The organism is Sphingomonas desiccabilis (assembly GCF_004135605.1).
Classification (GTDB): domain Bacteria; phylum Pseudomonadota; class Alphaproteobacteria; order Sphingomonadales; family Sphingomonadaceae; genus Sphingomonas; species Sphingomonas desiccabilis.
Genome location: NZ_SDPT01000004.1, coordinates 26123 through 50050, shown reverse-complemented (window position 1 = coordinate 50050; position 23928 = coordinate 26123). Strand labels below are relative to the sequence as shown.

Here is a 23928-nt window from a genome sequence, read left to right as displayed (position 1 = left end):
AGCGTTGTCGCGATGGCGGCCATGTTGGCAACCGTGCCTGCTATGGCTCAGACCGCGCCGAACGGCGACACCCAAGAGGGAACCACCTCTGAAATCGTCGTGACCGCGATGAAGCGCAACGAGGCGGCGAGCGACATTGCAGGCTCCGTGTCCGCAGTGACGGAGCGTGACCTCCAGCGCCTGAACGCGCAGAGCCTATCCGATTACGTCACCCGCGTGCCCGGCGTCGTCTTCAACGACTATCAGCCCGGCGTTTCCGAAGTGGTGATCCGCGGGGTCGCCTCGACCACCTATCACGAGGCAAACCAAGCGACGACCGGCTACTACATTAACCAGATCCCGCTGGTGGAACCGGGCTTCCCGCTGGTCATCCCCGACATCGATTCCTTTGACGTGAAGCAGGTGGAAGTGCTGCGCGGGCCGCAGGGCACGCTGTTCGGCTCTTCGTCGCTGGGGGGCGCCATCAACTACGTCGTCAACGAGGCGGATCCGTCGGCGATCGACGCGGGTGCGGAAGGAATTCTGTCCTCGACGCGGCATTCGGGAGAGGCGAGCTACGCGGCGAAGGCGATGGTCAACGTGCCGATCGTCCAGGACAAGCTGGGCGTGCGCGTGGTCGCGCTGCAACGCTACGACGCCGGCTACCTCAACAACGTCGGCACGGGCCAGAAGGGCAGCAACGACCTGCGCGTCCGCGGCCTGCGCGGCTCCATCGTCTTCACGCCGACCGAGACGACCAAGATTTCCGCGCTTGGCATGTATCAGGAGTATGACCTGGACGATCAGACCTATGTCCAGTTCGGCGCCGATCCGAAGACCTATGACCGCAACACCAACGTGCCCGAATACCAGGACACGGAGATCCAGCTGTACAGCCTGCGACTGGACCAGGAGCTGGGCTTCGCCAACTTCACCGCCGTCGGCAGCCACACCATCAAGAAGGCCGACCTGGCGTTCGACGATTCGATCTTCGGTGGGAATGATCCGCGAACGGACACGCCGCAGCTGTCGCGCTCGGTGGGCAAGTCGACCACCGACTATGGCGAGCTTCGCCTCGCGTCGAGCGGCGAGGGTCCGTTCACCTGGCTGATCGGCGGCAACTACACCAAGCTGCGCTCGGACTCGACAGATGCCGCCTTTGTGGAGGGGATCGGCGAGTACATCGATTCCAATCCAGATCTGTTCGACGGCCAGCCGGCCAGCGTCCTGGCACCGGACGATCTGATCCGTCGGACCGTCGCCTCCAGCCGGGTGCGGGAACTCGCGGCCTTCGGCGAGCTGTCCTACACGTTCGCCGACGTGGTCACCCTCACGGTCGGCGGGCGCGTGTTCGAATACAAGTCGCGGCCCCGCTTGCAGTTCCTGCCCAATGCCGAGCTGATCCCGCCGTTCGACTACCAGCCCGGCGCGCGCAAGGAATCGGGCTTCGTGCCCAAGGTTTCGGTGACCTATAAGCCCAGCGACCGGTTCATGGTCTATGGCCTCTACTCCGAAGGTTTCCGGATCGGCGGGATCAACACCTATGCGGTCGCCACGGGCGTGCCCCTCGATTTCGCCAGCGACTCGACCCAGAATTACGAGGTGGGCACCCGCTTCGAGCTGGTGCCGGGCGCCATGTCCTTCGACATCGCGGCGTTCCACATCAAATGGAATGACATCCAGTCGCGGCTGTTCACGCCGGTCGACTTCAACGCCTACACCGTGAACGGCGGTGGCGCGAAGATCGACGGCGTGGAGCTTTCGCTCACCTTCCGCCCGACGAACAATCTCAGCTACACCACCAACCTCACCTACAACGACGCGCGCCTGTCGAGCCTCCTGCCCGACAGCTTCGCACCGGGGGGCGGCTATGCGGCGGGTACGCAGTTGCCGGGGGCGTCCGACTGGATCATCGCCAACCAGCTCGAATACGAACTGCGCAGTTCGCCGCTACGCCCGCGGATCTCCGTCGCCCACCGCTATCTGTCGAAGGCGCCGGTGGCGTTCGGCGCGGCCTTGGAAAAGGGCGACTACAGCATCGTCGATCTCAACGCCTCGATCCGCATTGCCGAAAAGATCGAAGCCGGTCTGTTCGCCAAGAACCTGTTCGACACCTATGGCATCCTGAATGCGCCCTTCTCGTTCGCAGGCAGCGTCACGCGGCCGCGCACGGTGGGCGCCAGCCTGCGCTTTGGGCTTCGCTGACCGGCACGAAGCTATTTGCTGGCGGCGTCGGATCATGGCAGTTTCGCAACGATCAGGATCGTATCGCGGGGGTCGGGCCGATGCAGCACACGGGCAGCTTCGAACGATGTGCGGTGCCGGTATGCGGCCTGACCGACGAGTATCCCGCGGGCTTCGTCGATCCGGTTCACGCGCACGACCGGATTCAGGTGCTCTACGCCTGTTCGGGCGTGATGTCGGTGGTGACGCCGACCACCAGCTTCGTCGTCCCGCCCCAACGGGCGGTGTGGCTGCCCGCGGGCATGCTGCACGAGGTGTCGTGCCGGGGCGCGGTGTCGCTGCGCACCCTGTACATCGATCCCGCCCGCTATGCGCAGGCGCCGGAATGCCGGGTGATCGAGGTCAGCGACTTCCTGCGGGCGCTGATCCTGAAGGTGGTGTCGTTCGGCGACGACTACGACATGCACGGCCGGGCGGGCCGCATCGTCGAGGTGCTGCTGGACGAGATTGCGACCATGCCGATTGCACCGTACGGCGCGACCATGCCGGCCGATCCGCGGCTGCTGCGCGTCTGCAGTGCGATCCTGGCGAACCCCGCCGACAACCGCGATGTCGACGATCTGGCGCGGATCGCCGGCATGGCGCGGCGCACCTTCACCCGCGCCTTCAAGCGGGAAACGGGCATGGGCCTGGCCGTCTGGCGACAGCAGGTGCGGTTGATGGAAGCCTTGTCGCTGATGGCAACGGGCCGGCCGGTGACGACGATCGCCTTCGACGTCGGCTATGATAGCCCCAGCGCATTCACCGCCATGTTCCGGCGCGCCTATGGCGTGCCCCCCACCCTCTACGCCCTCCCCTAGGCCAGCCCGCTTTCCAGACATGGATCCTCGGCCGGCGGGCATCCCTCGCGCGTCGACGCGCCCCCTCATCAACAGGACACGGGCGATCAGCGCCCGGACCAGGAGCAGGAAGAACCTATGGATGCCACCACCGAGGCGCTGGCCGAGCACGACGACGTCGATCCCGAAATCCGGCGCTTCGTCATCGCGCTGAACCACGGCTATGGGCAGTTCTCCGACTTCGACGCGCTGCCGCTGCCCGAACGGCGCGCCGCGGCGGAGACGGTGCGCGAGCAATGGCGGACCGGAGGACCGGTGATGGCCGAAACCCGCGAGGCGACGCTTGCAGGCTGCCGGGCACGGCTGCACTATCCCGTGGCCCCCGACGCGGCCGGCTCCCCGCCGCTCCCGGCGATGCTGTACATCCATGGCGGCGGCTGGACGATGTTCAGCATCGATACGCACGACCGGCTGATGCGCGAATATGCCGCACGCGCCGGCATCGTGGTGGCGGGCATCGACTACAGCCTCTCGCCCGAGGCGAAATATCCGACCGCGCTCGACGAGGTGGTGGAGGCGCTGCGGACGCTGCGGCGGGACGCCGCTGCCTATGGAGTCGACGCGGACGCCCTGGCGATCGGCGGTGACTCGGCCGGCGCGAACCTGTCGGTGGCGGCCTGCCTGCGGCTGCGCGACGCCGGCGAGCCGCTGCCGCGTGCGATGCTGCTCAACTACGGCGCCTTCGACCCGGTGGAGACGCCGAGCTATGCGCGGTACGATGGCCCTGCCTATATGCTGACGATCCCCGAAATGAACCAGTTCTGGGCGAACTATGTGTCGGACGCGGCGGCGCTCAACGACCCCTATGTCGCGCCGGCGAGGGCGAACCTCGCCGAGCTGCCGGCCGCGCTGCTGGCGATCGCCGAATGCGACATCCTGGCGGATGCCAATCGCGCGATGGCGTCGCGGCTGGAGGCAGCCGGCGTGCCCGTCGAGATGCACGTCTATTCCGGTGCGACCCACAGCTTCCTCGAGGCGGTGTCGGTGTCCGGCTTGGCCAATCAGGCGCTCGACGATGCCGCGCGCTGGCTCGCCGACCGCCTGACGGGAGCACGCGCATGAGTTTCGCGCCGCGAGGCCCTGCAGATGTCGTGTCGCTGATCGCAGCCCACCCGCTCGCCTGGGTGGTGTCGCGCGACTTCGACGCCACCCCGCTTCCGCTGCTCGCCGAATGCGACGCGGAAGGCCGGCTGGTGTCGCTGTTCGGCCATTACGCCCGTCGCAATCCGCAGGTGGCCGCCTTCGAGCAGGATTCCGGCGCGCTGATCCTGTTCACGGGACCGCAGGGCTATGTGTCGCCGACGCTCGTGTCCAAACCGCAATGGGGGCCCACCTGGAACTATGCGGCCGTCCGCATCGTCGCCGACATCGCCTTCGTGCCGGAGGAAACCGATGCCGCGCTCCGTCGCCTGGCCGCGCATCTGGAGCCGGACGGCGGCTGGCAGGTCGAAGCGATGGGCGAGCGCTACCCTCGCCTGATCGAACAGGTGGTGGCGTTCCGTGCCACCGTGGTCTCGTGCGAAGCGACGTTCAAGCTGGCCCAGGATGAGGCCGACGAGACCTTTGCAGAGATCGTCCGCGGCCACCCCGACCAGCAGCTCGTCCGCGCCATGCTCGACCAGGGCCGCGAACGCTGACTCCCCGATCCGCCGCCGGACTCCGTTGCGAGCCCCGCCCAGCATGAAGGTCCCCGCATGTCGCTGACGCACCGAATCCTCGCGGCACTCATCGCCGGGCTGGTCGTCGGCCTGGCGCTCACCCAGTTCGACGCCGCCCGCGCGATGCTCACGCCGGCTGCCGAGCTGATCGGCAAGGCCTGGGTCGGCGGGCTGCGGATCACCATCGTGCCGCTGGTGTTCGCCCTGATCGTGACCGGCGTCGCCTCCGCGGCCGATACCGCCCGCGCGGGCGGCGTCGCCGGACGGGCGCTGCTGTTCATCGCGATCGGCCTCACCGCCTCCGCCTTGGTGTCGGGGCTGGTGGTCCAGGGGTTGCTGTCGATCTGGCCGGTCCCGGCGGGCGCGATCGGCAGCCTCGGTCTCGCCCAGACGCTGCCGCCCCAGGCAACGGCGATCACGGGGGATTGGCTGCTGAGCTTCATTCCCACCAACCCAGTCAAGTCCGCAGCAGAAGGCGAGATGGTGCCGCTGGTGGCCTTCGCGCTGCTGTTCGGCTTCGCCGCCACCCGCATCGATCGCAACCGCTGCGCCGGCCTGATCGGCTGGTTCCAGAGCGTCACCGATACGCTGATGGTGATCGTGCATTGGGTGTTGTGGCTGGCTCCGGTCGGCGTGTTCGCGCTGGCGACGGTCGCCGGAGCACGAGCGGGGCTCGCGGCGGCCGGTACGCTAGTCCAGTACATCGTCGTGGTGGTCAGCGCCTGCATCGCCGTCACCCTGCTCGTCTATCCCGTGGTGCGGATCACGAGCAGGCTGGGAATCGCGCCCTTCGCACGGGCGATCGCACCGGCGCAGGTGATCGCGTTCAGCACGCAATCCTCGATCGCCTCCCTGCCGGCCATGATCGAGGCCGCCCGCGGTCCGCTCGGCATCCGCGAACCGGTTCGCAACATGGTGCTGCCGATGGCGGTATCCATCTTCCGCATCACCAGCGCCGCTGCCAATTTCGCGGTCGCCCTCTACGTCGCGGCACTTCACGGCATTGCGATCAGCCCCGGCCTGTTCGCCGCGGGTATGCTGGTGGCCACCATCGTCAGCCTGGCCGCAGTCGGCCTTCCGAGCCAGGTCTCCTTCTTCACCACCATTGGTCCCGTCTGCCTGGCGATGGGCGTGCCGATCGAACTGCTTCCGCTACTGCTCGCGGTGGAGACGGTGCCCGACATCTTCCGGACGTTGGGCAATGTGACCGCCGATCTGGGATTGACGCTGATCGTGGATCGTCAGAACGGAGCACCCGATTAGTTCGACATAGGCACCGCTCTGGACTGCGTCTTGCGACTGCACGTCTGCGCCGCGCGTGGTGCAGTGCCGAGATCCGCTGCAGCCAATCACCCTGCTCCGCGTTCTTCCCCCATGCTGGTGTTCCTCGACTTCGAAGCCTCGTCGCTTGGCAAGCACAGCTATCCGATCGAAGTGGCTTGGGTGTTCGAGGATGGACGATCCGAGTCCTATCTGATCCACCCCGCTCCTGGCTGGACCGATTGGGATGAGCAGGCAGAAGCGATCCACCGCATCAGCCGACCCCATCTGCTGGCGAACGGCTCGCCTCACGCCGTGGTCGCCGCTCGGATGGTGGAAGAACTGAGCGGGCACGATCTGCTGGCCAGCGCGCCCTCCTGGGACGGAAAATGGATGAGCGCATTGCTCCGCGCGGCAGGCCTGCCGCGGCACAGCCTCAGGTTGCGCGACAGCGACGCTGCACACCGCGCGGCAGCCGTGGCGATCCTGGGCCCGATCGTTCCGGCGGATCGTCTTGAGGACGCCATTGTCGACGTCCTCGCCAAGAGCGAGGTGCGGCCGCCCGGCCAGCAGCCGGCGCACCGGGCGCTTGCGGATGCTGAGGATGAGCGGGCGCGGTGGCTGTGCGTACAGGCGACCGCCCGGGAATTCCTCGCGCGGGCGTCATGAGCACGGGAATCCCCCAATCGGCCGGTCCCCATCGCGTGACACCCGACGGCCGGTACTTCGTCGTGCGTGGGCGATTGTGGCGAATCTCCAATCCCGGCCTGGGCGAGGAACGCCGTTCGCAGCTTGTAGCGGAGTTGATGGCGGCTCGGCGGGCCGTCGGTGTCGCACGCCGGTCTGCCGACGGGGATGCGGAACGAGCGGCGCGCGAGCGGGTCGATGATGCCAAGCGTGGCCTGGGCGAACGTGGGCCAGTCTGGTGGGCGGACGGAGCGCCTGACTACAATCGGCACATGGCGCGACATACGCCGTACGCGGAGTGGTTTGCCACGGTGAAGTGACGGCGGCTTTGCCGCCGGGACAGCTGTGCGGCGCGGCAACAGGGTGCCATCACGCTAGCGTAAGGCAGAGGCCAAGCTAGGCGCGAAGTTCGATCAGCGGATCTTCCACGACGTGATCCTGCAGATCGGCCCGGTGCCTCTGCCGACATTGGAGCGCGCTTTGGACGCTTATATCGCCGCAGGGGCAGCAACCCCAACCTGGAGCAGCAGTGTCGAAGCAGACTAAGGCTCACGCGAGAGCGGCGTCACAGCCGCGGACCAGTGAGGGGAAGGCCACAGGACGCTCGTGGCTAGGCTATTCCCGTACGGGCTTTCCCGAATTGAATCACCGCGGCGGATCCAGGTAATGTACACGCACTCTCGATGCGGGTTTTACCCAAGCATCGTCGACCCTTGGTCGTGATCGGGATGTCGCTGACCTTGAGTGCGACATTAGGCTCCGGTGACGGGTGCCGCCCCTTCCCTGCTCCGCCGCCATCCCCCCGCCTCCCTGGGCGGAGCCACTTCGTGTCGCCGCCCAGGGAGCAGAGGCCGCAAGCTCTACTTTCCGCTCTTTCCGCGTGGCTTCTGGTATCCCCAGATGCGCGAGAGCGGGGCGTTCGCCATTCGTCAGCTGACGCAGAGGGTCGAACGCACCCCAGACGCGCTCCCCGCTGCGAGCGGTACGGCAAAGCCACCTGATCCTCTCTTCAGCCATTCAAAAGACAACGGCTCGGACATCATCGGTCAATCGTCCAACGGCAGCGCACGCCGTGCGGCATGTCGGATGACGAGGCTCAGCCCGATGGAGCGGAATGCCTCTCCCAGAGACGGTACAGCAGCGACCTTTGGGGAATTGTCCCGAGACGCTTCTCATCCTCGGCCGACAGGGATGGCACTGCCCTTCCCCGAACCGATGATCTCGGAGCCGTTTCCGGAGCGGCTTGGTTCACGAGCCGCGAAGCGAGCGCCAGCTAGCTTGCACTCCATAGCCGCAGCAGACGGATGCAGGATCACCTCGCGGCCGGGAAGGTCGACATTCGCATTGGGATACAACCCTGAGAAGAGTGGCACGGTCCCGCGCAGAGTTTGGCGAATGCGCTTGCAATCGGCGTCGTTCCCGGGCTGCTCCGCCAGCCGAACCCGGGAAATCACCTGCCCTTTTCAGGGCTGATACGAGCCAGGCGAGAGGTAAGATGCGCATAAAGAACCAGCGCCGTCGCGTTCCTAACTTCCATCCCGAACACGGTGGCGCGCCCTTGTCTGGCTCAGCATCTCTCCTCTTCTGCCAAATCTCCCCGGCCCCAGGATACACCGAGTTCAATAGCTTCGCGGCCCAAATCACAGGCATTGCCAGTTTGCGGACCATTCAAGCCTCAAGCCTTCTATTCGATCGATGATCTCTGTTCCATCCACCGGAAGCTCATTGCGCTGACCAGACGAGCTGAGCAGCAGCTGGAACAGGTTCACTAGGCTGTGAACCCATAAATCGGCGGGCACACGATGCGGGCTCCGAGCATTGTCACGGGACGGGCTGGCGGAGAAGCCAAACGTCATTCTGCCAGTCTTCGTAGCCGAGTAGCATACCGTATCGACGTTCACGTTCATTGGACGACGCTCCCGGCAGGGTAAGCAGCTCCGACATGGCATTCACGCGCCAATCCTCATTGGCAGCGTATAAAAGACCTGATGATGAAGCGCCCCATTCAGCTGCTGTAGCGGCGACACCTTCTCGTGCTTTGTAAATCGGCCGGCCGCAGCATGCCGGTCAAACATCCTCAGGTAACGCAGAACGCAATCGGCCTCGTAGCCGTCAGTGTAGCTGAACATCGCGAGCGGCTTCGTGCCCATCAACATCAGCCCCAACTCGCGGTTCGTGTGGACGAGGTAGGGCAGCGAGCGGAGGCTTTCGGGCAGCAAACAGCGCGCACACTCAGATTACCGGACAAAGCGCCAGTGATCGAAGTCAAATAGCGACCTGTCACCGCTTCCCTTGAAAAGCAGGTATAGATCATGGGTGCCGATCGCGCCCTTTATGGCGGTTTGGCGATCTTCCCAAACGCCAGGCGCGCCGGTGTCTCCGATAGACACCGTCCCGATCACCGGCCCATCAACACGATCCAGTCGCAGCTCGAGCATGGAGCCTGCTACGCCGTTGGCGACGTTGGCGATGAACCGACTCGCCCCGGCGGAGCCAAAATCAACGCCGGCAACCTTGATGTAGCTGCGATCGGTCGTTCGGGTCACGAAGATGCCGGATTTCACATCGCCCGCCGTCGTCACGCCCGGAGCCCAATCGTAAGGCCGGTCCCGATCCCGCTTAAGCCGCGAGGTCCAGGCGATCGTCTCCGCCTCGACGCGCTTGTAAGGGTTGAGCGTCTCAAGCTGCGGCGCGCTCGTCCGGTCCCACCAATGCAAATTGGGAATTGTGCCGTCCGGGTTGTAATCGAATTTGGCGACCGTCACCGAGCGTCGCTCGTGATGCATCGGCGTCAACGCGAAGTTCAACTCATAGTTGAAGCCAAACAGGTACGAGCCGCCCTTGTAATCGATGATGCCAGGATGGTTGCCGGTCGCGCGCGCGTCGTGTGCCATGATCGGACCTTTGTAGGTCCATGGACCCGTCGGCTTGTCGCTCATCGAATAGCCGATCCCTTCGGAGCAGCAGGTCGAGGCAAAGGCCATGTAATAATTGTTCTTACGCTTATAGAACCAAGGACCTTCTTGATAATCCAGGATCCGATCAACCTTGGTGATTGGACCCGAATAGGAAACCATGTCCTTGTTGAGCTTGACGTAATACAGGTCTGGATTGCCCCAGTAGAGATAAGCTTGGCCGTCGTCGTCGATCCACACGGTCGGATCGATATTGTCGTTGGCCGGCGCGATTAGCGGCTTGCCCAACACATCGACGAAAGGCCCCTCGGGCTTGTCGGCGACCGCTACCGCAATGACATTCTTGGGCAGCCCCGCGATGCTGATAGGAGCGTAGAGGTAAAACTTTCCATCTGTGGCAATGATATGCGGGGCCCACGCGTCGTTGCTCTGCACCGCCCACGGGAAGGTCTTTAAGGAGGCCACGGTTCCCCGATCGGTCCAATTCACCATGTCCGTCGAGCTATAGAGCAACCAGTCAAGCATCTTGAAGCCGGCCGCGTCATCCTCGTCATGACTGGTGTAAAGATACACCACACCATCATGCACCAGGGGCGCCGGGTCCGCCGTGAAGCGCGTCTGGATGATAGGCGGACCGCTCTGTGCGCCAGCCAGTTTTGGCGTCGCAATCACGCACAGGATTGCAATCGCCGCTTTGATACCGATCCTGCTCATAGACGCCTCTTTAATGTCGAAACGGGATACTCACGGCGAGTTCCTGCTCCAGCCGCTGTGCCTTGTCGTACGGTCGAGCAGATGTTGCGGATCGGGCTAGACCGATTTGAGCCGCATGGTGCGGGCCGTATACACCTCGACCCCCTGCCACGCGTCCGATTCGAATCGAACGCGGATCTTCGACTTGCCTCGCGTCATCTCCATCGGCAGCGTATAGGTCTGCACGTTGCGAGTTGAAGTCCCCTCGCCCGACAGGCGCTCACGCACCAGTTGCTTACCGTCGATCATGATTCGGAAGTCTTTGTCGCGCTGTCCGCCGCCATAGGCGACCTGAAGCGCCAAGGGACCGGGCGCCACGGCGAGATCAAATTCAAAAAAGCCGGCATTTACGTTCCTGCTGCGGTCGGCGACGTGGGAAACGGCCGCCGATTGGCCGCTGTCAGCAAAGGCGTGATCCACCTCTGGCTGTTGCTCGCCCAGTCGGATGAGGTCGATCGTCCGCTCGGTCAGGTCCGCCCGCTCCCGCGCGGCACGAGTCCACGCGGCTTGCTGTATCGGCCATTCCGCTGTGTCGAAGCGCCGGAAATAGACGGCGGTCCGGTTTTGATGCTGCGCGAAGAACGGCCGCAACGTCAGGTCGCGCGGCTTGCCCTGTTCGCCCAGCCGATATTGGTGCAGCCCACCCGCCGTGACCAATGCGGGTTGCGCCTGATCCGTGACGAGCGCGGGGTCTAGCCCTTCCCACGGACGATCGTTCGCCCCCATGTCGCCGGCCAGCACCAGCGGCCCGCTGAGGAACGCGATCAGCTTTGCATCGTCGGGCATCGCTTCGACACGCACCGGCATGGGCAGCGACAGTTCGATGCGATCACCGGCCTTTAGCCCGGCCAGCATCAGATAGCCGCCATCGCGCACGCCTGCGGTCTTGCCGTTCACCTGCAACAGCGGCGTCCCGCACCAGCCGGGGACGCGGAGCGCCAGCTTCTTCGGGGGCTTCGTCACTGTGATGCTCACCGTGTCGCCCAGCGGAAACTCGGTATCCATATCGAGCCGCGCGTCCGGTGCGTCCAACATGGAGGCGTAATAGAGGTTGATCGCGACCGCATCGCCGCGTTTCCAATAGACGCTCTCACCGTGCTTCGAATGGCTTTCCATACCGGAGCCGACGCAGCACCAGAAATCCTCTGTCGGGTTGGAGTGCACCCGACCCATTCCCGGCGCCAGCGCGGTGAAATAGGTGAACATCCCCGTCCGGGGATCCTGCTGGCTCATAATGTGATTGAGGTGCGATCGCTCGTAAAAGTCGAAATAGCTCGCATCGCCGTTCCAGCTATACAGATGCCGGGTCAGCCGCAGCATGTTGTAGCTGTTGCAGGCTTCGCACGTCTGTTGGTCAAGCCGTTGCGCAAGCTGGCGCGGCAGACCGAAATGCTCGTGGTCCGAATTGCCGCCTATGACATAGCTGTGATCGCGCGTGACCGTGGTCCAGAAGAACTGCACCACCTTTGCCCGATCGGCATTGCCGGTCAGTTCGTGCAGCCGTGCCTCACCCACGATCTTGGGGATCTGGGTGTTGGCGTGCTTTCCGGCGAGTTCGTCGCGTCCGGCCTGAAGCGGATCGACGATCGCGTGGTGGCGCATCCGTTCCGCCAGGATCAGCCAACGACGGTTTCCGGTGCGCTTGTAAAGTTCGGCAAAGGATTCGGTCAGGCCGCCATGCTCGGTGCGCAGAATGTCCTGCACCTGCGTATCGCTCAACCCCTCCAAGATCTTGCCGAGAAAGTCGCCCAGGCCGACCGCTACGGCCAGTCCGTCCTTGACCCCGGCATGTTGATGCGCGTCCAGCGCCCCGGCCACGACCTTGTGATAGGTGTAGAGGGGCACCCACCCGTCGTTCAGGCTGAACCCCGTCGAGCGGATTTCGCCCTTGCGCAGTTCCTCATACACCACTTTCCCGTCCACCGTTTTGCCATCGCGCTCGACCGTGGTGCCACCGGCATAACCATCGCCCTGCTTCGTCTGGATCGCCTTGAGTTGATCGACGATATAGATGGCCCGATCCCGGAATTGCGGATCACCGGTCTGGGCGTGGATCAGCGATACCGCACTCAGATAATGGCCGAGCGAATGGCCAGCGATCCCGCGCGATTCCCAACCGCCATAAACATCACCCTTGGTCGGCATTCCGGCACCGGCGTAGAAATTATGCAGCAGCCGATCGGCGTCGAGCGACAACAGATAGCGCTGGTTCGCCTGAACCGAGGTCAGGAAGATGGACGGCTTCAACCGTATCTGGGACAGGGGAAAGGGCGTCGCGCCGGGCGACGCAGCAGGCGCACCCCATGCGACCGGCAGCGTCCCCAGCGCGATCCCCGCCCCCAGCGTGCCGCGACGCGTCCAGCCCATGTCACTCTCCCGATCAAATGATTGCAGGCACCCTATCGGGCCGTTTTGTATGAGTAAATGTTCACCGGTCGCCATCGCTTTGGTCGCATCGCTGATTACCGGCATCCTGAAGGAGGCTGAGGCAAGGCGCGGTGGTGAGGGAGCTGCTACACATCGCCGAGAGACTGAAGATGCTCCAGGCCACCGATCGAATGGTAGGGATCATGCGCACCGACATGCGGCCGGACTATCTGATCCGAGATCTGAAGCGCCTCGCCGACGAGGTCGGCAAAAGGTATCGCCTTTTCACCTCCAGCTTCTCCTATTTGAAGATCCGGAATGACGTGGAGACCGCGCGTCTCGACTTCGTGGGTAAGATCCAAAAGAGTAGCGTCGTTATCCGTGGGCAATTACTCGGCATCCCGGTCTCCACCATCGTTATCGGGTCACAGCAGAGGAAGGTAACCGGCTGCGACGTGACCTTCTGGCCCGATCTCGGCGTGCAAGCACCAGCTAATTACAGGCGCTGAAGGTTATCTTCAAAAAGGTCAATTGCCATAAGACACAGCTTTGGGCGGCTTCGCCGCAGTCGTTGATCAGTTTGCGAACGACTTAGATGATATTGCATAAGGAATATTGTGGTGCAGCCATGTATTGGCAGCGGATGCCCGTCACGGCTTTGCCGCTGCTCCACAAGCCGTATTGAGTCAAGTAGTTGTCAGGGTTTGCGGGGGCACCAGCAGCGCGAACGGCGTGCACTTATTCTAGATCCGCAAACCGGCCTATCCGCTCTCGTTCAGCGAAGATGTCAATAAATCACGAGACTTGGGTGTAAAAACGCCATTCCGCTTTCCCACTTCGTCGAGCTTGTAGTTGTCTACATCGATCGGGACCAGCTTGCGAACGGCAAAGTACCGAGGCAACCAAGCGTGAAGCCGTTGCGATACATTGCATGAGCAGAGTTTCAACACAGAGGCTCCAGCCGAGTTGTGCGATAAGGCGGTCGATGTAATAGCGCGAGCGGGTGTTCGCGTTGCGGCAGGTTATCGCGCTGGTCGCCAGCGCTGCATAGCCATGTTCGATCGGATGGATGACCGTAGATCCGCACGCGCGCGCCAGCACGCTTTGCCGTTTTCTCGAAGCTCAATCCTCGGCCAACCTTGTTCTTATGGGGGCAGCGGTCCTCGCGCTTCTGATTGACAACACGCCTTTAGCGGCACCGTACGACCATCTACTTGACGCAGCGATCGGTCCGCTTTCGCTAAGCCATTGGATCAACGATGGCATGCTATAGACGAGCGCCTTGCGCGCGTGGGACTCGGCACCCCTGAAACCGGATGAGCCCGACTCATCACTTGTTGAGTTCGCCGGCCAGTAGCGATCAAGGATCTCGCGGCAGGCTTTTTCCGCACCGGCGCATGGCGCACCTGCGTCCGGCAGCAAGGTCAGAGTCTCGCCGCAGTGTCATGCCCGTCAAAGCGGAGAACTCCGCCACCGTCTCGGGTAATGACGGTGCCCGCCGCCATTCCTGACCTGTTGCGGGATCTGTCTTCTTGGGGGCTTTGGGCGCGGCGGCATCTCAACGCCGACATTGTCCGCGTTATGCCAGCAATCCCTCGATCGCTCTGAGCAGCTCAGCGCGCGATGCATCAGCCTTCGGCGGCACCTTGATGGTAATCCCCCCTCCGCGCGTCTTCGTATAGCGTAGGATGACTCTACCGCGGCTACCGGTAATCTCTTTCTCAGACGCGCCCTTTACACTGGGGGCGACCGTCGCCTTTACGAGTCGTTTGGCCACTTCCGGCCCGCTCAGCTTTAGCCCCGTCCTGTTGCGCTCTTCCGCGATGCGTTCGGCCTCGTCGCGCATTCTGGCAAGGGCATTCGGGTCGCCTGTAAGCGGCTTGATGTCGCGCGCGACACGAACGGTGATGTCGTGCGTGTCGGAAAAAGCTGCGATCACTTCGCCTGGCAGGCGCGCCACGTCGAGCAGCCGGCTCAGCCATGACTTGGACAGGTTCAAATGCTCAGCCATCTGCGTCTGCGAGCCGTCGTAGAACTCGGCGAGTGCCACCGTATACTCCCTGGCACGCTCCCAGTCCGAGATATCTTTGCGCGAACGGTTCTCGACGTCTGAGACGCGGAATGCCTCTTCGTCCGTGACACTCTGGATCGTCACCAGATATTCAAATTCGGGGTGATGGTGCGCACGGAGCCATTTGACCGTCCACCAGCGACGAACGCCCGCAATGATCTCGAAATCGAATTCCGGATCATCCTTCAGCCGGCGAACAATGGCCGGAATTCGCTGCTTCTTGGCGGAGAGGAACGAGTCGATGAGATCGCGACAGCTCTCCTCGGTCAGATGGTCGAGATCGCGATTGTGCATTCGCCAAGGGCGGCACCGCTCCGGATCGACCCACTCCGTCCGGTCGGCGACCGTCTTACCCGTCGCAATCCGCGCCAGCGTCTGACTGCGGCTTGCGATAATGCCGTCGGCGGGTGTCGCCTTGTCGAGGTTCTCCTCGATGTCGAGCCCCTCTGTGAACATCGAGCCAAAGCCCTTGTTGCCCTTGCTCATCGGCCCGCTTCTCCCTCATTCTTCCACTCGCCGACGGGAGGCAAGAGCCTGGAGTTGCCACGTGGCAACTGCTCTCCGTCTCCCCGGTCCCGCATGCAGGCCTGCCGTTTGCAATTTAACATTGAACTTCGCCTAAGTCGTTGTTTTTATTGCGTTGTTCCCGCGGTTGCCACGTGGCAACTTCCTCAGATCTGCCCCCCTGCCCTGCTCGCCCAGGTGCGCAGAACGTCCTGCTCGATATCTTGGCAGACTTCGTTCAGATGCTTCATGCAGCGGTTATAGACCTCGTGTGAGGTCACGGGCTTCTCAAGCTCAAAGACCGTCTTCATCCGCGAGCTGGCGTTGTCGATTTCCGCGCTAGTGACCATGACCGACTGGGTCATAGAGCCGCCGAAAACCTGGCGCATCATCGACAGCACCTCACGGTGCATCGACTTGCTCTCGTCCACGCGGCTGCCGACCAGACGAATGAAATTATAGGCAGGCCGCCCCCGACCCGCGAGTTGTTCGAGTTGCTTCATCGTCGTCCGGGTCATGTCGATGAACGAGACCGTTGATGCGAAGTCGACGAGGCTCGGCGGCACCGGGATGACCATGGAATTGGCTGCCTGGAGCACCGCCATCGACACCATGCCCAGCGCAGGCGGCGGATCCATGATCACAACATCATAGTCGTCGACTACCTCATCGACAGCCTGCGCGATCAGGTCAATAATCTCCATGCTCTGGTTCCGGGCCATGTGGCCGGCGATCTCATATTCGAGATTGTAGAGCCGCAGGTTCGACGGGATCAGGTCAAGGTTGTGAAAATGCGTCTTGCGGATAATCTTGCGGACGCCGAGCAACTCCGGATTGTGAAAGTGCCCGTAGAGCGTATCCTCTTCGTCGAGGTCCACGTCAGGACGATATCCGAACATCATGGTTGATGACGCTTGGCTGTCGCAGTCGATGAAAAGAACCCGATAGCCTCTGATCGCGAAATGCTGAGCAAGATGCAGGGCGATCGTAGATTTGCCTACGCCGCCCTTGAAATTGCAGACCGAGATGATTGCAGGGGTGTCGGTTGGCTCCCGCCACGGCCGCGTGCCAAAGACCTCGCGCATGTGATCGAGTTCCTCGAGCGTGTACTGGAGCCGATGTCCGGAGCCGGTTCGCCCTCGTGCCGGAAGGCGTCCGTCGCGCTCGGCTTCTCGCACGGCAGATGCCGTTCGGCCGACCAGGGCCGCAGCTTTCGAAATCGGAAAGGTAGGGCCCTTCTTCTGACCAGTATCCGGATCCACAGCGCTGTCACGAATGCGCTTAAGGATCGTCAGCGACTTTCTATGGAGCACATCCAAACCGCCTTCGATCAGGTCGTCTGGCTGCGTTAGGGTGGGGTCAGTAGCCATCTAAGTCCGCTTCTGTGGGATTGATGGGAGATGATAGCCATCTTGGCACTTTCGAGCAAGAAACTGGCCATCAGACTTACAATTTGACCGATGATCTCCGTGCCTAGCGTACGGGCGCGCGCTTCCTGCGCGCCTGGTGCCGAGCCTGGCCGATGATCTCCGTGCCTCGGGAAGCCGCAGCGCATGAAGATTAGCCATTCGCGTGGGTGAGGTGTGGTCTGTGGGTCGCCACCGATGATCTCAGTGCTTAGCGATGATCTCGGTGCGTCGCAGCGATGATCTCGGTGCGAGCTGACCGATGATCTCGGAGCCCAGTCCTATTATTAGAATCACCCTATAGAAAACCGATTCGCGAATCGTTTTGATTTTCCGAGATTGTGCGTTCGGGGATAGGGGAGGGTGGATAACCGCACCGACATCATCGGTTAATTTGCAACTCTCGCGGCCATTCTCCAGCTCAAACTGCCAACAGGGTTGATTTCGCAGACCAAACCTGTTGAAACATGCCCATCACAGCCCCCGAGAGATTCGGGGGGGAAGGGCAGACCATGAATGGGGATCAGCATAGGCCGCTAGGGCACCAATACGCCCTAGCCATGCTCAACGGCGGGGAGGAGAGCGTTCGCAAGCTCGCTACAACCGCCGGCACCCAGCTCACCTTGGACGCGTTCCTGCGCGTTCAAGACGAAGAACCGGTTCCTGCATTCCTTCATTCGGCGCTTTGTGCGATGTCGCTGCCGACCAAGCGACCCAAAGACGATACGCAGCCCATCGTCCGCGAAGACGGGAAGTATGCGCTGGCCATCAATCCAAGGCCTGTGCTTCAGAACGTCGACGGCAAATCGGTCATGCGAAGCCTTGGCGTGCCTTATGGTGCGTATCCTCGTGTCGCGCTGATCTACCTCCTTTCGCAGGCGGTTATGAAGCAGTCGCGGGACGTTTATCTTGGCCGCAACTTCACGGAATGGATGCGCCGCCTGGGCTACCAGACGGTGTCCTACGGACCCCGCGGGACGGCCAATCTGATGCGCGAGCAGGTCGATCGGTTGTTGGCGTGCGAGTGGCAGATCCGCTGGGATGGCACCGATACGGAGGACAACGCTTTCGCTGTCCGGGACGTCAAAATCTCGAACGAATACGCGGGCTCGCTCAGCAAGAATGGTTCGTTCGCGCGGGAAATCCGCATGTCGGAGGCGTTCTATACCCATCTCATTGAGCATGCTGTACCGCTCAATGAGATCGCCATCCGCGAACTCAAGGGTACGCCGACCGCGCTCGATCTCTACACCTACCTGGCCTATCGCCTCCCGCGGATCGGATCCGACAAGGGCCAGATCATCTCATGGGACCAACTCGCCAAGCATCTTGGCAATGAGGCCGATAGCAAACGGTTCCGACAGACGGTTCGGGAAACCATGCAGATCGTGTCGGCCGTCTATCCCAACGCAAATGTTGACCTCTCCGGCCGGAAGGTCATCCTGCATCCGTCACCCGCACCGCTTGAGCGTAAGCTCGTCGGCCCACACCTCCGACTCGTCGGGGGTGATGCTGCGAAAACGGCACCGAGATCATCGGTCAAACTACGCCATGCAGCGAAGCCCGCGCTCGCGCAGGACGATGCGCCGAAGCTCGCGTTTCCTGCCGGTTCTCTCTCTTACGGCGCTCGTGAGGCCGTCTTCCGCCAAATCGCGTTGACCAAGGGCCATCCGTGGTCGGTGGATGACATGGCCGCTGCATTCCGTAAGGGATGTCCCGATTTCAACCGCCCGCGCACCGATACTGAGTGGCTCCGGATCTGGGAGAAATTCGTCGTCGCCTATGCTGAACGCCGCGCGAGTCGGAGCGACGACTGACCGATGATCTCGGAGCCACTCGTGTTGAAGTGCGCGCAGGGGGAATTTGTCTTTCGCAATGCAGCGGATCTTTCTCCACCTCCAAATTGCTGATTAAACGCGCAAGCGGATGCTTGACATGCCGCAAACCGGGGCGGGGGATCCTGCAATCGCGGAACGCTTCGAAACCGCAGCCGCCTTCACTCAGCTGCACGGTCTGCCACGTTGGGCCTGTGTTGGTCCGCCGACACGCGGCTTCAAGGACGTAGCGAAGGTACCGATGCTCGTGCCCCGGAGATGCGCGGCTAGGCTCCGCAAGCGGGAAGAGGGGAGGGGGATCCGGGGTGTACAGCTGCCGAGGGCGCAGCTCCGCAGGAGATCCGTAAACGGTCAGCCCGACTCGTGCGGCCGATGACGCCGGTCGCCGCGCCGCGGTTTGCGAGAAGTGGCTCGAAGAAGCGGAAGTGGCGGCGAATACGGTCCATGCGTAAACCATTTCTTCCTGCGATCGGCTTGCTGCTCCGAGATCACTGTCGCGGCAGAGCGCGAGATTGCCGAGACTGCCGCCCTGATCGATCGGAAGGCCAACGCGCTTTCTGTGCTGGTCCGTCGGCTGCGGCGCTTCGGCGGCCGCGCGGTTGACGAGGCAAGCGCCCTTACGGCCTCGTCGCTGATCGAAACGGTCGCCGCACTGCTGCGTTCGGAGGCGAAGAGCAGTCGCGTCTTGATCGAGATCGCGCCCGTCGATCCCGACCTTATGGTCTTTGGACAGGAAATCGAGCTGGTGCAGGCGATCGTCAACCTTGTCCGCAATGCGATCCAGGCTTCGGACGACTGCGTCCGGATCGCCGCGGAGGGGCAGGGCGATCGCGTTGTGGTGACGGTCACCAACCGCTGCCGGGAGCAGCAGGCGCCCCAGCCCGGCATGGGCGTCGGATCGCTCGTCGCGCGCGCCATCCTTGAAGCGCATGAGGGCACGCTGGTGCGCGAGACGGATGCCGCCGGCACCGTTCGCGCGACATTGGCCCTTCCCTTGGTCGGAGCTGCCGAATGATCCCCAACCCCGATCCCGCCGGCCGCGGCATCGTATATGTCGTCGACGACGACCACGACCTTGGTCCGGCGGTCGCACGGCTGCTGGTGCGCCAAGGCCATGGCGCCAGATCCTTCGACGATCCGGAGATGCTGCTATCGACCTATGCCGAGGCGCGAGCGCATTGCATCGTCACCGATATCATGATGGGTGACATCGACGGCTTCAGTTTCGCCGACCGCATTCGCGCGATGGATCCTGGCATCGCCATCGTATTCATGACGGCGTGGCCGACGACTGCCAATGCGGTGGACTCGGTGCGTCGCTACGGCGGGCTCGATTACCTCGAAACCGCTCGACGAAGCACGCCTTCTCGCCGCAGTGGCGGAGGGCGTCGCCTGGTCGCGGCAGCAGCGCGACATCCGCGCGCGGACCGAGGGATTGTCCCGGCGGGAGCGCCAGGTCTTCGACCTTCTGGTCCAAGGGCACAGCAACAAGGCAGTCGCCGCAATCCTCGCCCTGAGCCCCAAAACAGTCGAGGACCATCGCGCTGCAATCGTTGCGAAGACCGGCGCCAATGGCTTGGCTCAATTGATAGCGCTTGCGCGGTGAAGCCCACCGACACAAGCCCATGCTGAGCGACACAGCGGCCAACGACGTGCGGCTAGGACGGGCGATCTTGGACCTGCTCACGACGGGGCGCGAAGTTTATCCTTCGCACATGATCCAGGACTTGCGGTGCCGGTATCCCGACCTGCGGGTGGAGCGTATGCGCACTGCGTTGGAACGGCTCCTCACAGAACGGTGCATTGCACGGCTGTGGCACCGATATCTCCTCGCCCGCGACGTCGACGCAGTGCGTGCGAAATGGCTCGAGGCGATCGATCGACAGGCCGCGTGCATCGACGCGGATCTGGCAGGGCCCCCATGCATCACTCCACGCCCGCGAGTTTTTGACGCGCTGGGATGGGTACATGTGAACGGCTGCGAGCCGCCGCCTGAACAAGAGAGTTCGTCCTGCTCACACATCGGTCAGACCGGTAGCCGGCGCGGTCCGCCATCGTCGGAATGCTCCCTTCATGCCGAAAGGCAGCATGACCGACATCCACCACATCCCGTATCGTCCTGTTGCAGAAGCGGCAACATATGCGGCGCCAGGAAGTCAGCATTTGCGCGACAAGGCTCGTCAGTGACCGGAAGCCGTCGGTCCGCTGTCGCCCAATGCGGATGTTTGCGCTCGCGAGCCCGGCTCTCGATGACCGTCGTTCGTTTAGCGGTCTTTTCAGACCGCCGCGACGCCGCCATCCACGAAGAGCTCATGGCCCGCTACGAAGCTGCTTTCGCTCGACGCCAAGAACAGTACGGCATTCGCGACATCCTCAAGGTGGCCCAAGCGGCCGAGCGGAACGCCCTTGATTACCTCTTCTTCAGCCCCCGGTGCCGCATCGAAGTAGCCCCGCATCAGTCTGGTTTCGGTAGCGCCGGGGGAAACGACGTTCACGCGGATGCCGCGATCTTTCAGGTCGATGGTCCAGCTACGTGCAAAGGAGCGGACTGCCGCCTTGCTGGCATTGTAGAGCGACTGCTCGGGATAGGCCTTGGAACCGGCGATCGAGCCGTTGAGGACGATCACGCCTCCGGCCGCCATCAGCGGCAGCGCCTTCTGCACCGTGAAGACCAGACCCTTGACGTTGAGGTCGAACGTCGCATCGAAATCGGCTTCTTCGAGCGCTTCGAGCGGAATGGGTTGGTGCATGCCGGCATTGGCGAAAACGACGTCGACCCTGCCGCGGTCACGCTCGACGCGCTCGTAGAGCCTTGTCAGGTCGGGGAGGTTCGTGACGTCGCCCTGTACACCGATCGCACCGTGACCGATCTGGCTGATCGCCTGGTCGAGCATCTCCTGCCGCCGCGCGGTGATGTAAACCTGGGCGCCCTCTTGCGCGAAGCGCTGCGCGGATGCCAACCCGATCCCGTCGCTCCCGCCGGTTATCACCACGACCTTGCCTTCAAACCGCTTCGTCATCACATGGATCTCTCAATCAAGTGGAGGCCTTCTCCATTTACAATATGGAGGAATCCTCCACTTGGCAAGGGACGGGAGGAAGTATCGTGACTGAAGGTGTCCTGCGCGCCGACGCGGAGCGAAATCGCGAACGCATCCTCGTTGCGGCGGAGGAAGCATTTTTGGAGCGAGGTGCGGGCGTTCCGCTGGAAGAGGTAGCCAGGCGAGCGAAGGTCGGAATCGGTACGCTCTATCGTCGATTTCCGACGCGTGAGGCGCTGCTCGCGGCCACCAGCAACGAGCGGTTCATGGCGGTCGCCGAGACAAGCCGTGCGCGAGATGTGAGCCTTGAGCCTGGAGACGCGCTGCGTCAGTTTCTTGAAGAGCTCGCCAAAAACACGAGCGTCTACCAAACTCTGGCTGCGTCTCTAGGAACCGTTATCCAACACGGGACACCTGGCTGTACCGCGATTACCGCTGAAGGGCAGAGGCTGCTTCAGCGCGCGCAGGAAGCTGGTACTATTCGTGTAGATGCCAGCTTCGACGATATCATTTGTGTGGTGAGCGCAATAGCGATCGCGGTTGAGAAGAGCAGCGCGCCGACGATCCGCATCGCCCATCTGGTCGATCTTCTTCTTAACGGCATGCGCGTACGTTGACGTCGCGGTAACTCGACTAGCCCGATTTTCCGTGTTGAGCATACACGACCGACTTCTCACAATGACTGCCAATGACGTGCTCCCCTGAAACTCCGCCATTTTGAGCTAGAGTCCACCTTCGTGAGGAGATGGACGTGAAGAAGACCAGGTTCAGCGAGGAGCAGATCATCGCGGTGCTGCGGGAGCAGGAGGGCGGGATGAAGACCGCCGATGTGTGTCGCAAGCATGGGATCAGCAGCGCGACGTTGTACGCGTGGAAGGCGAAGTATGGCGGCATGGACGTGTCGCAGGCACGCAAGCTGAAGGTGCTGGAGGAGGAGAATGGTCGGCTCAAACGGCTCCTGGCCGACGCCATGCCCGACAATGCCGTGCTGAAGGAAGTCGCGGCAAAAAACTGGTGAAGCCCGCTGCTCGGCGGAAGGCTGTCGAGCATGCTCGGCAGCTGTTCGGCATCAGCGAGCGTCGGGCGTGTATCATCTTCGGCGTAGATCGAACGTCGGTGCGCTATGCGCCCCGGCGTAGTGATGATGGCGACCTGCGGTCGCGGTTACGGGAGATCGCGGCGGAGCGTCGCCGCTTCGGCTACCGGCGGCTGGGGATCATGCTGGCCCGCGAGGAGAACCTGCGGGTCAGACGCCGACGATGACGCTGCCGCAAGGTCCGAACCAGCGGTGGACCTCGACTTCGTCAGCGACACGCTGATCAGCGGCCGACGCATCCGCATCCTGGCGGTGGTGGACGACTTCGCGCGCGAGTGCCTGGCGCTGGTGGCCGACACCTCGCTGTCAGGCGCGCGTGTCGCTCGTAAGCTCGACGCCATTCTCGCTGCCAGGGGCGTACCGCCGCTGATGATCGTCAGCGATAATGGCACCGAGTTGACCAGCCTGGCTATCCTGAGGTGGACGCAGGAACGGCCTGTGGAGTGGCACTACATCGCACCCGGCAAGCCGCAGCAGAACGGCTACGTCGAGAGCTTCAATGGCCGTCTGCGCGACGAGTGCCTCAACGAGACGCTGTTCGTGTCGCTCGGCCATGCCCGCTTGGTACTGCGGCCCTGGCGCGACGACTACAACCATGTGCGCCCGCATAGTGGTGTTGGCGGGCTGACGCCCGCCGATGCTGCTAGGAGGTTTGTGCAACACCGCCCCAAGGCTCACCATACCAACCCCGGACTCCAGTTATGACTTGTAGAGCTTTGGGGAGCACGTCAGTTAGGCGGGTCGCCTCCAGCGGCACTCCTTAACCCGTGAACAGGATACGCCGAGGAACAGCGCCTGCTGAACTCCGTTTTGGTTTTCCGAAGGAGAAGGCCATGTCCATTCACAAGATGATTGCCGCTCACCCCGATGTCGCGGGCAACCTGAACGAGGATCTGGCGACAGCGGTTCGTCACGCGATGTTCTGTTCGGTGATCTGCACGTCGTGCGCTGACGCCTGCTCGGGCGAGGAGATGGACATGCGGCAGTGCATCCGCACGTGCATGGACTGCGCCGACGTCTGCGAGGCCACGATGAAGGTTGCGACTCGACGCACCGGCAGCAACGAAGCGGTACTACGCGCCATGCTGGAAACCTGCATCCGCACGTGTGAGATCTGTGCCGAAGAGTGCGCCAAACATGATCACGATCATTGCCGCCTTTGTGCAGACATGTGCCGCGAGTGCGCTGAGGACTGCCGAAAAGCGTTACAGACAATTTCGTGAGCCGATCGACGCTGTCGTGGACTTTACGGGGGCTTTTGCGCGGTCGGTCA

General features: G+C 62.8%; 19 protein-coding genes and 3 pseudogenes. 15 read left to right on the top strand and 7 right to left on the bottom strand.

What is annotated here, in order from left to right; all coding sequences use genetic code 11:
* Window positions 1–42: 42 nt before the first annotated feature.
* The 7 genes and pseudogenes from EO081_RS16110 to EO081_RS16965 all read left to right on the top strand — a co-directional run.
* On the top strand, window positions 43–2184 hold the full coding sequence (locus EO081_RS16110; RefSeq protein ID WP_165284662.1) for a TonB-dependent receptor: 2142 nt from the start codon (window positions 43–45) through the stop codon (window positions 2182–2184).
* 80 nt (window positions 2185–2264) lie between these two features.
* Window positions 2265–3023, top strand: a complete 759-nt coding sequence (locus EO081_RS16105) for an AraC family transcriptional regulator (protein ID WP_129343440.1) — start codon at window positions 2265–2267, stop codon at window positions 3021–3023.
* 117 nt (window positions 3024–3140) lie between these two features.
* Window positions 3141–4124 carry an alpha/beta hydrolase gene (locus tag EO081_RS16100; protein WP_129343438.1) on the top strand — a complete coding sequence of 328 codons (984 nt, stop codon included), beginning with the start codon at window positions 3141–3143 and terminating at the stop codon, window positions 4122–4124.
* A complete protein-coding gene (locus tag EO081_RS16095) occupies window positions 4121–4699 on the top strand; it encodes an FMN-binding negative transcriptional regulator (RefSeq protein ID WP_129343437.1) in 579 nt (192 codons plus the stop codon). The genes EO081_RS16100 and EO081_RS16095 overlap by 4 nt, the downstream gene beginning before the upstream one ends.
* Window positions 4700–4756: 57 nt before the next feature.
* On the top strand, window positions 4757–5983 hold the full coding sequence (locus tag EO081_RS16090; RefSeq protein ID WP_129343435.1) for a dicarboxylate/amino acid:cation symporter: 1227 nt from the start codon (window positions 4757–4759) through the stop codon (window positions 5981–5983).
* A 111-nt stretch (window positions 5984–6094) separates the two neighbouring features.
* On the top strand, window positions 6095–6649 hold the full coding sequence (locus EO081_RS16085; RefSeq protein ID WP_129343433.1) for a 3'-5' exonuclease family protein: 555 nt from the start codon (window positions 6095–6097) through the stop codon (window positions 6647–6649).
* A gap of 411 nt (window positions 6650–7060) precedes the next feature.
* Window positions 7061–7213, top strand: a pseudogene (locus tag EO081_RS16965) (hypothetical protein); the annotation flags it as partial.
* 1094 nt (window positions 7214–8307) lie between these two features.
* Here the strand turns inward: EO081_RS16965 and EO081_RS16930 are convergent.
* The 4 genes from EO081_RS16930 to EO081_RS16060 form a co-directional block, all read right to left on the bottom strand.
* Complete coding sequence (locus tag EO081_RS16930; protein WP_165284661.1) at window positions 8308–8574, bottom strand: hypothetical protein; 267 nt, start codon at window positions 8572–8574, stop codon at window positions 8308–8310.
* Window positions 8575–8616: 42 nt separating this feature from the next.
* Window positions 8617–8886, bottom strand: coding sequence for a hypothetical protein (locus EO081_RS16070; RefSeq protein WP_206364397.1), 270 nt, complete (start codon window positions 8884–8886; stop codon window positions 8617–8619).
* An 18-nt stretch (window positions 8887–8904) separates the two neighbouring features.
* The gene (locus EO081_RS16065; RefSeq protein ID WP_129343431.1) at window positions 8905–10296 is read right to left on the bottom strand and encodes a glycoside hydrolase family 43 protein; all 1392 of its coding nucleotides are present in this window, start codon (window positions 10294–10296) and stop codon (window positions 8905–8907) included.
* Window positions 10297–10392: 96 nt separating this feature from the next.
* Complete coding sequence (locus EO081_RS16060; RefSeq protein WP_129343430.1) at window positions 10393–12702, bottom strand: glycoside hydrolase family 127 protein; 2310 nt, start codon at window positions 12700–12702, stop codon at window positions 10393–10395.
* 134 nt (window positions 12703–12836) lie between these two features.
* On the opposite strand from EO081_RS16060, the gene EO081_RS16055 reads away from it, so the two are divergent.
* Both EO081_RS16055 and EO081_RS17220 read left to right on the top strand, forming a co-directional pair.
* Window positions 12837–13211, top strand: a complete 375-nt coding sequence (locus tag EO081_RS16055; RefSeq protein WP_183948006.1) for a hypothetical protein — start codon at window positions 12837–12839, stop codon at window positions 13209–13211.
* A gap of 560 nt (window positions 13212–13771) precedes the next feature.
* A complete protein-coding gene (locus tag EO081_RS17220; RefSeq protein ID WP_129343427.1) occupies window positions 13772–13975 on the top strand; it encodes a Na+/H+ antiporter NhaA in 204 nt (67 codons plus the stop codon).
* A 306-nt stretch (window positions 13976–14281) separates the two neighbouring features.
* Here the strand turns inward: EO081_RS17220 and EO081_RS16045 are convergent, their stop codons facing one another.
* A complete protein-coding gene (locus EO081_RS16045; protein ID WP_129343425.1) occupies window positions 14282–15259 on the bottom strand; it encodes a ParB/RepB/Spo0J family partition protein in 978 nt (325 codons plus the stop codon).
* 185 nt (window positions 15260–15444) lie between these two features.
* Window positions 15445–16647 (bottom strand): AAA family ATPase, encoded by a 1203-nt coding sequence (locus EO081_RS16040; protein ID WP_129343424.1) that lies wholly within the window; start codon window positions 16645–16647, stop codon window positions 15445–15447.
* 548 nt (window positions 16648–17195) lie between these two features.
* Between EO081_RS16040 and EO081_RS16035 the strand changes: the two genes are divergently transcribed.
* The 3 genes and pseudogenes from EO081_RS16035 to EO081_RS16025 all read left to right on the top strand — a co-directional run bounded on the left by EO081_RS16035 (window position 17196) and on the right by EO081_RS16025 (window position 20124).
* Complete coding sequence (locus EO081_RS16035) at window positions 17196–18500, top strand: replication protein RepA (RefSeq protein ID WP_129343422.1); 1305 nt, start codon at window positions 17196–17198, stop codon at window positions 18498–18500.
* A 577-nt stretch (window positions 18501–19077) separates the two neighbouring features.
* The gene (locus tag EO081_RS16030; protein WP_129343420.1) at window positions 19078–19533 is read left to right on the top strand and encodes an ATP-binding protein; all 456 of its coding nucleotides are present in this window, start codon (window positions 19078–19080) and stop codon (window positions 19531–19533) included.
* A pseudogene (locus tag EO081_RS16025) lies at window positions 19530–20124 on the top strand (response regulator transcription factor). The gene EO081_RS16030 and the pseudogene EO081_RS16025 overlap by 4 nt, the downstream one beginning before the upstream one ends.
* Window positions 20125–20794: 670 nt before the next feature.
* On the opposite strand, the gene EO081_RS16020 reads toward EO081_RS16025, so the two are convergent.
* Window positions 20795–21538: an SDR family NAD(P)-dependent oxidoreductase gene (locus tag EO081_RS16020; protein ID WP_129343418.1), complete on the bottom strand. Its 744-nt coding sequence runs from the start codon at window positions 21536–21538 to the stop codon at window positions 20795–20797.
* A gap of 86 nt (window positions 21539–21624) precedes the next feature.
* On the opposite strand from EO081_RS16020, the gene EO081_RS16015 reads away from it, so the two are divergent.
* From EO081_RS16015 to EO081_RS16005, 3 genes and pseudogenes are all read left to right on the top strand, one after another.
* Window positions 21625–22176, top strand: a complete 552-nt coding sequence (locus EO081_RS16015; RefSeq protein WP_206364396.1) for a TetR/AcrR family transcriptional regulator — start codon at window positions 21625–21627, stop codon at window positions 22174–22176.
* A 134-nt stretch (window positions 22177–22310) separates the two neighbouring features.
* A pseudogene (locus EO081_RS16010) lies at window positions 22311–23360 on the top strand (IS3 family transposase).
* A gap of 128 nt (window positions 23361–23488) precedes the next feature.
* The gene (locus EO081_RS16005; protein WP_129343416.1) at window positions 23489–23878 is read left to right on the top strand and encodes a four-helix bundle copper-binding protein; all 390 of its coding nucleotides are present in this window, start codon (window positions 23489–23491) and stop codon (window positions 23876–23878) included.
* The last annotated feature ends 50 nt before the right edge of the window (window positions 23879–23928 follow it).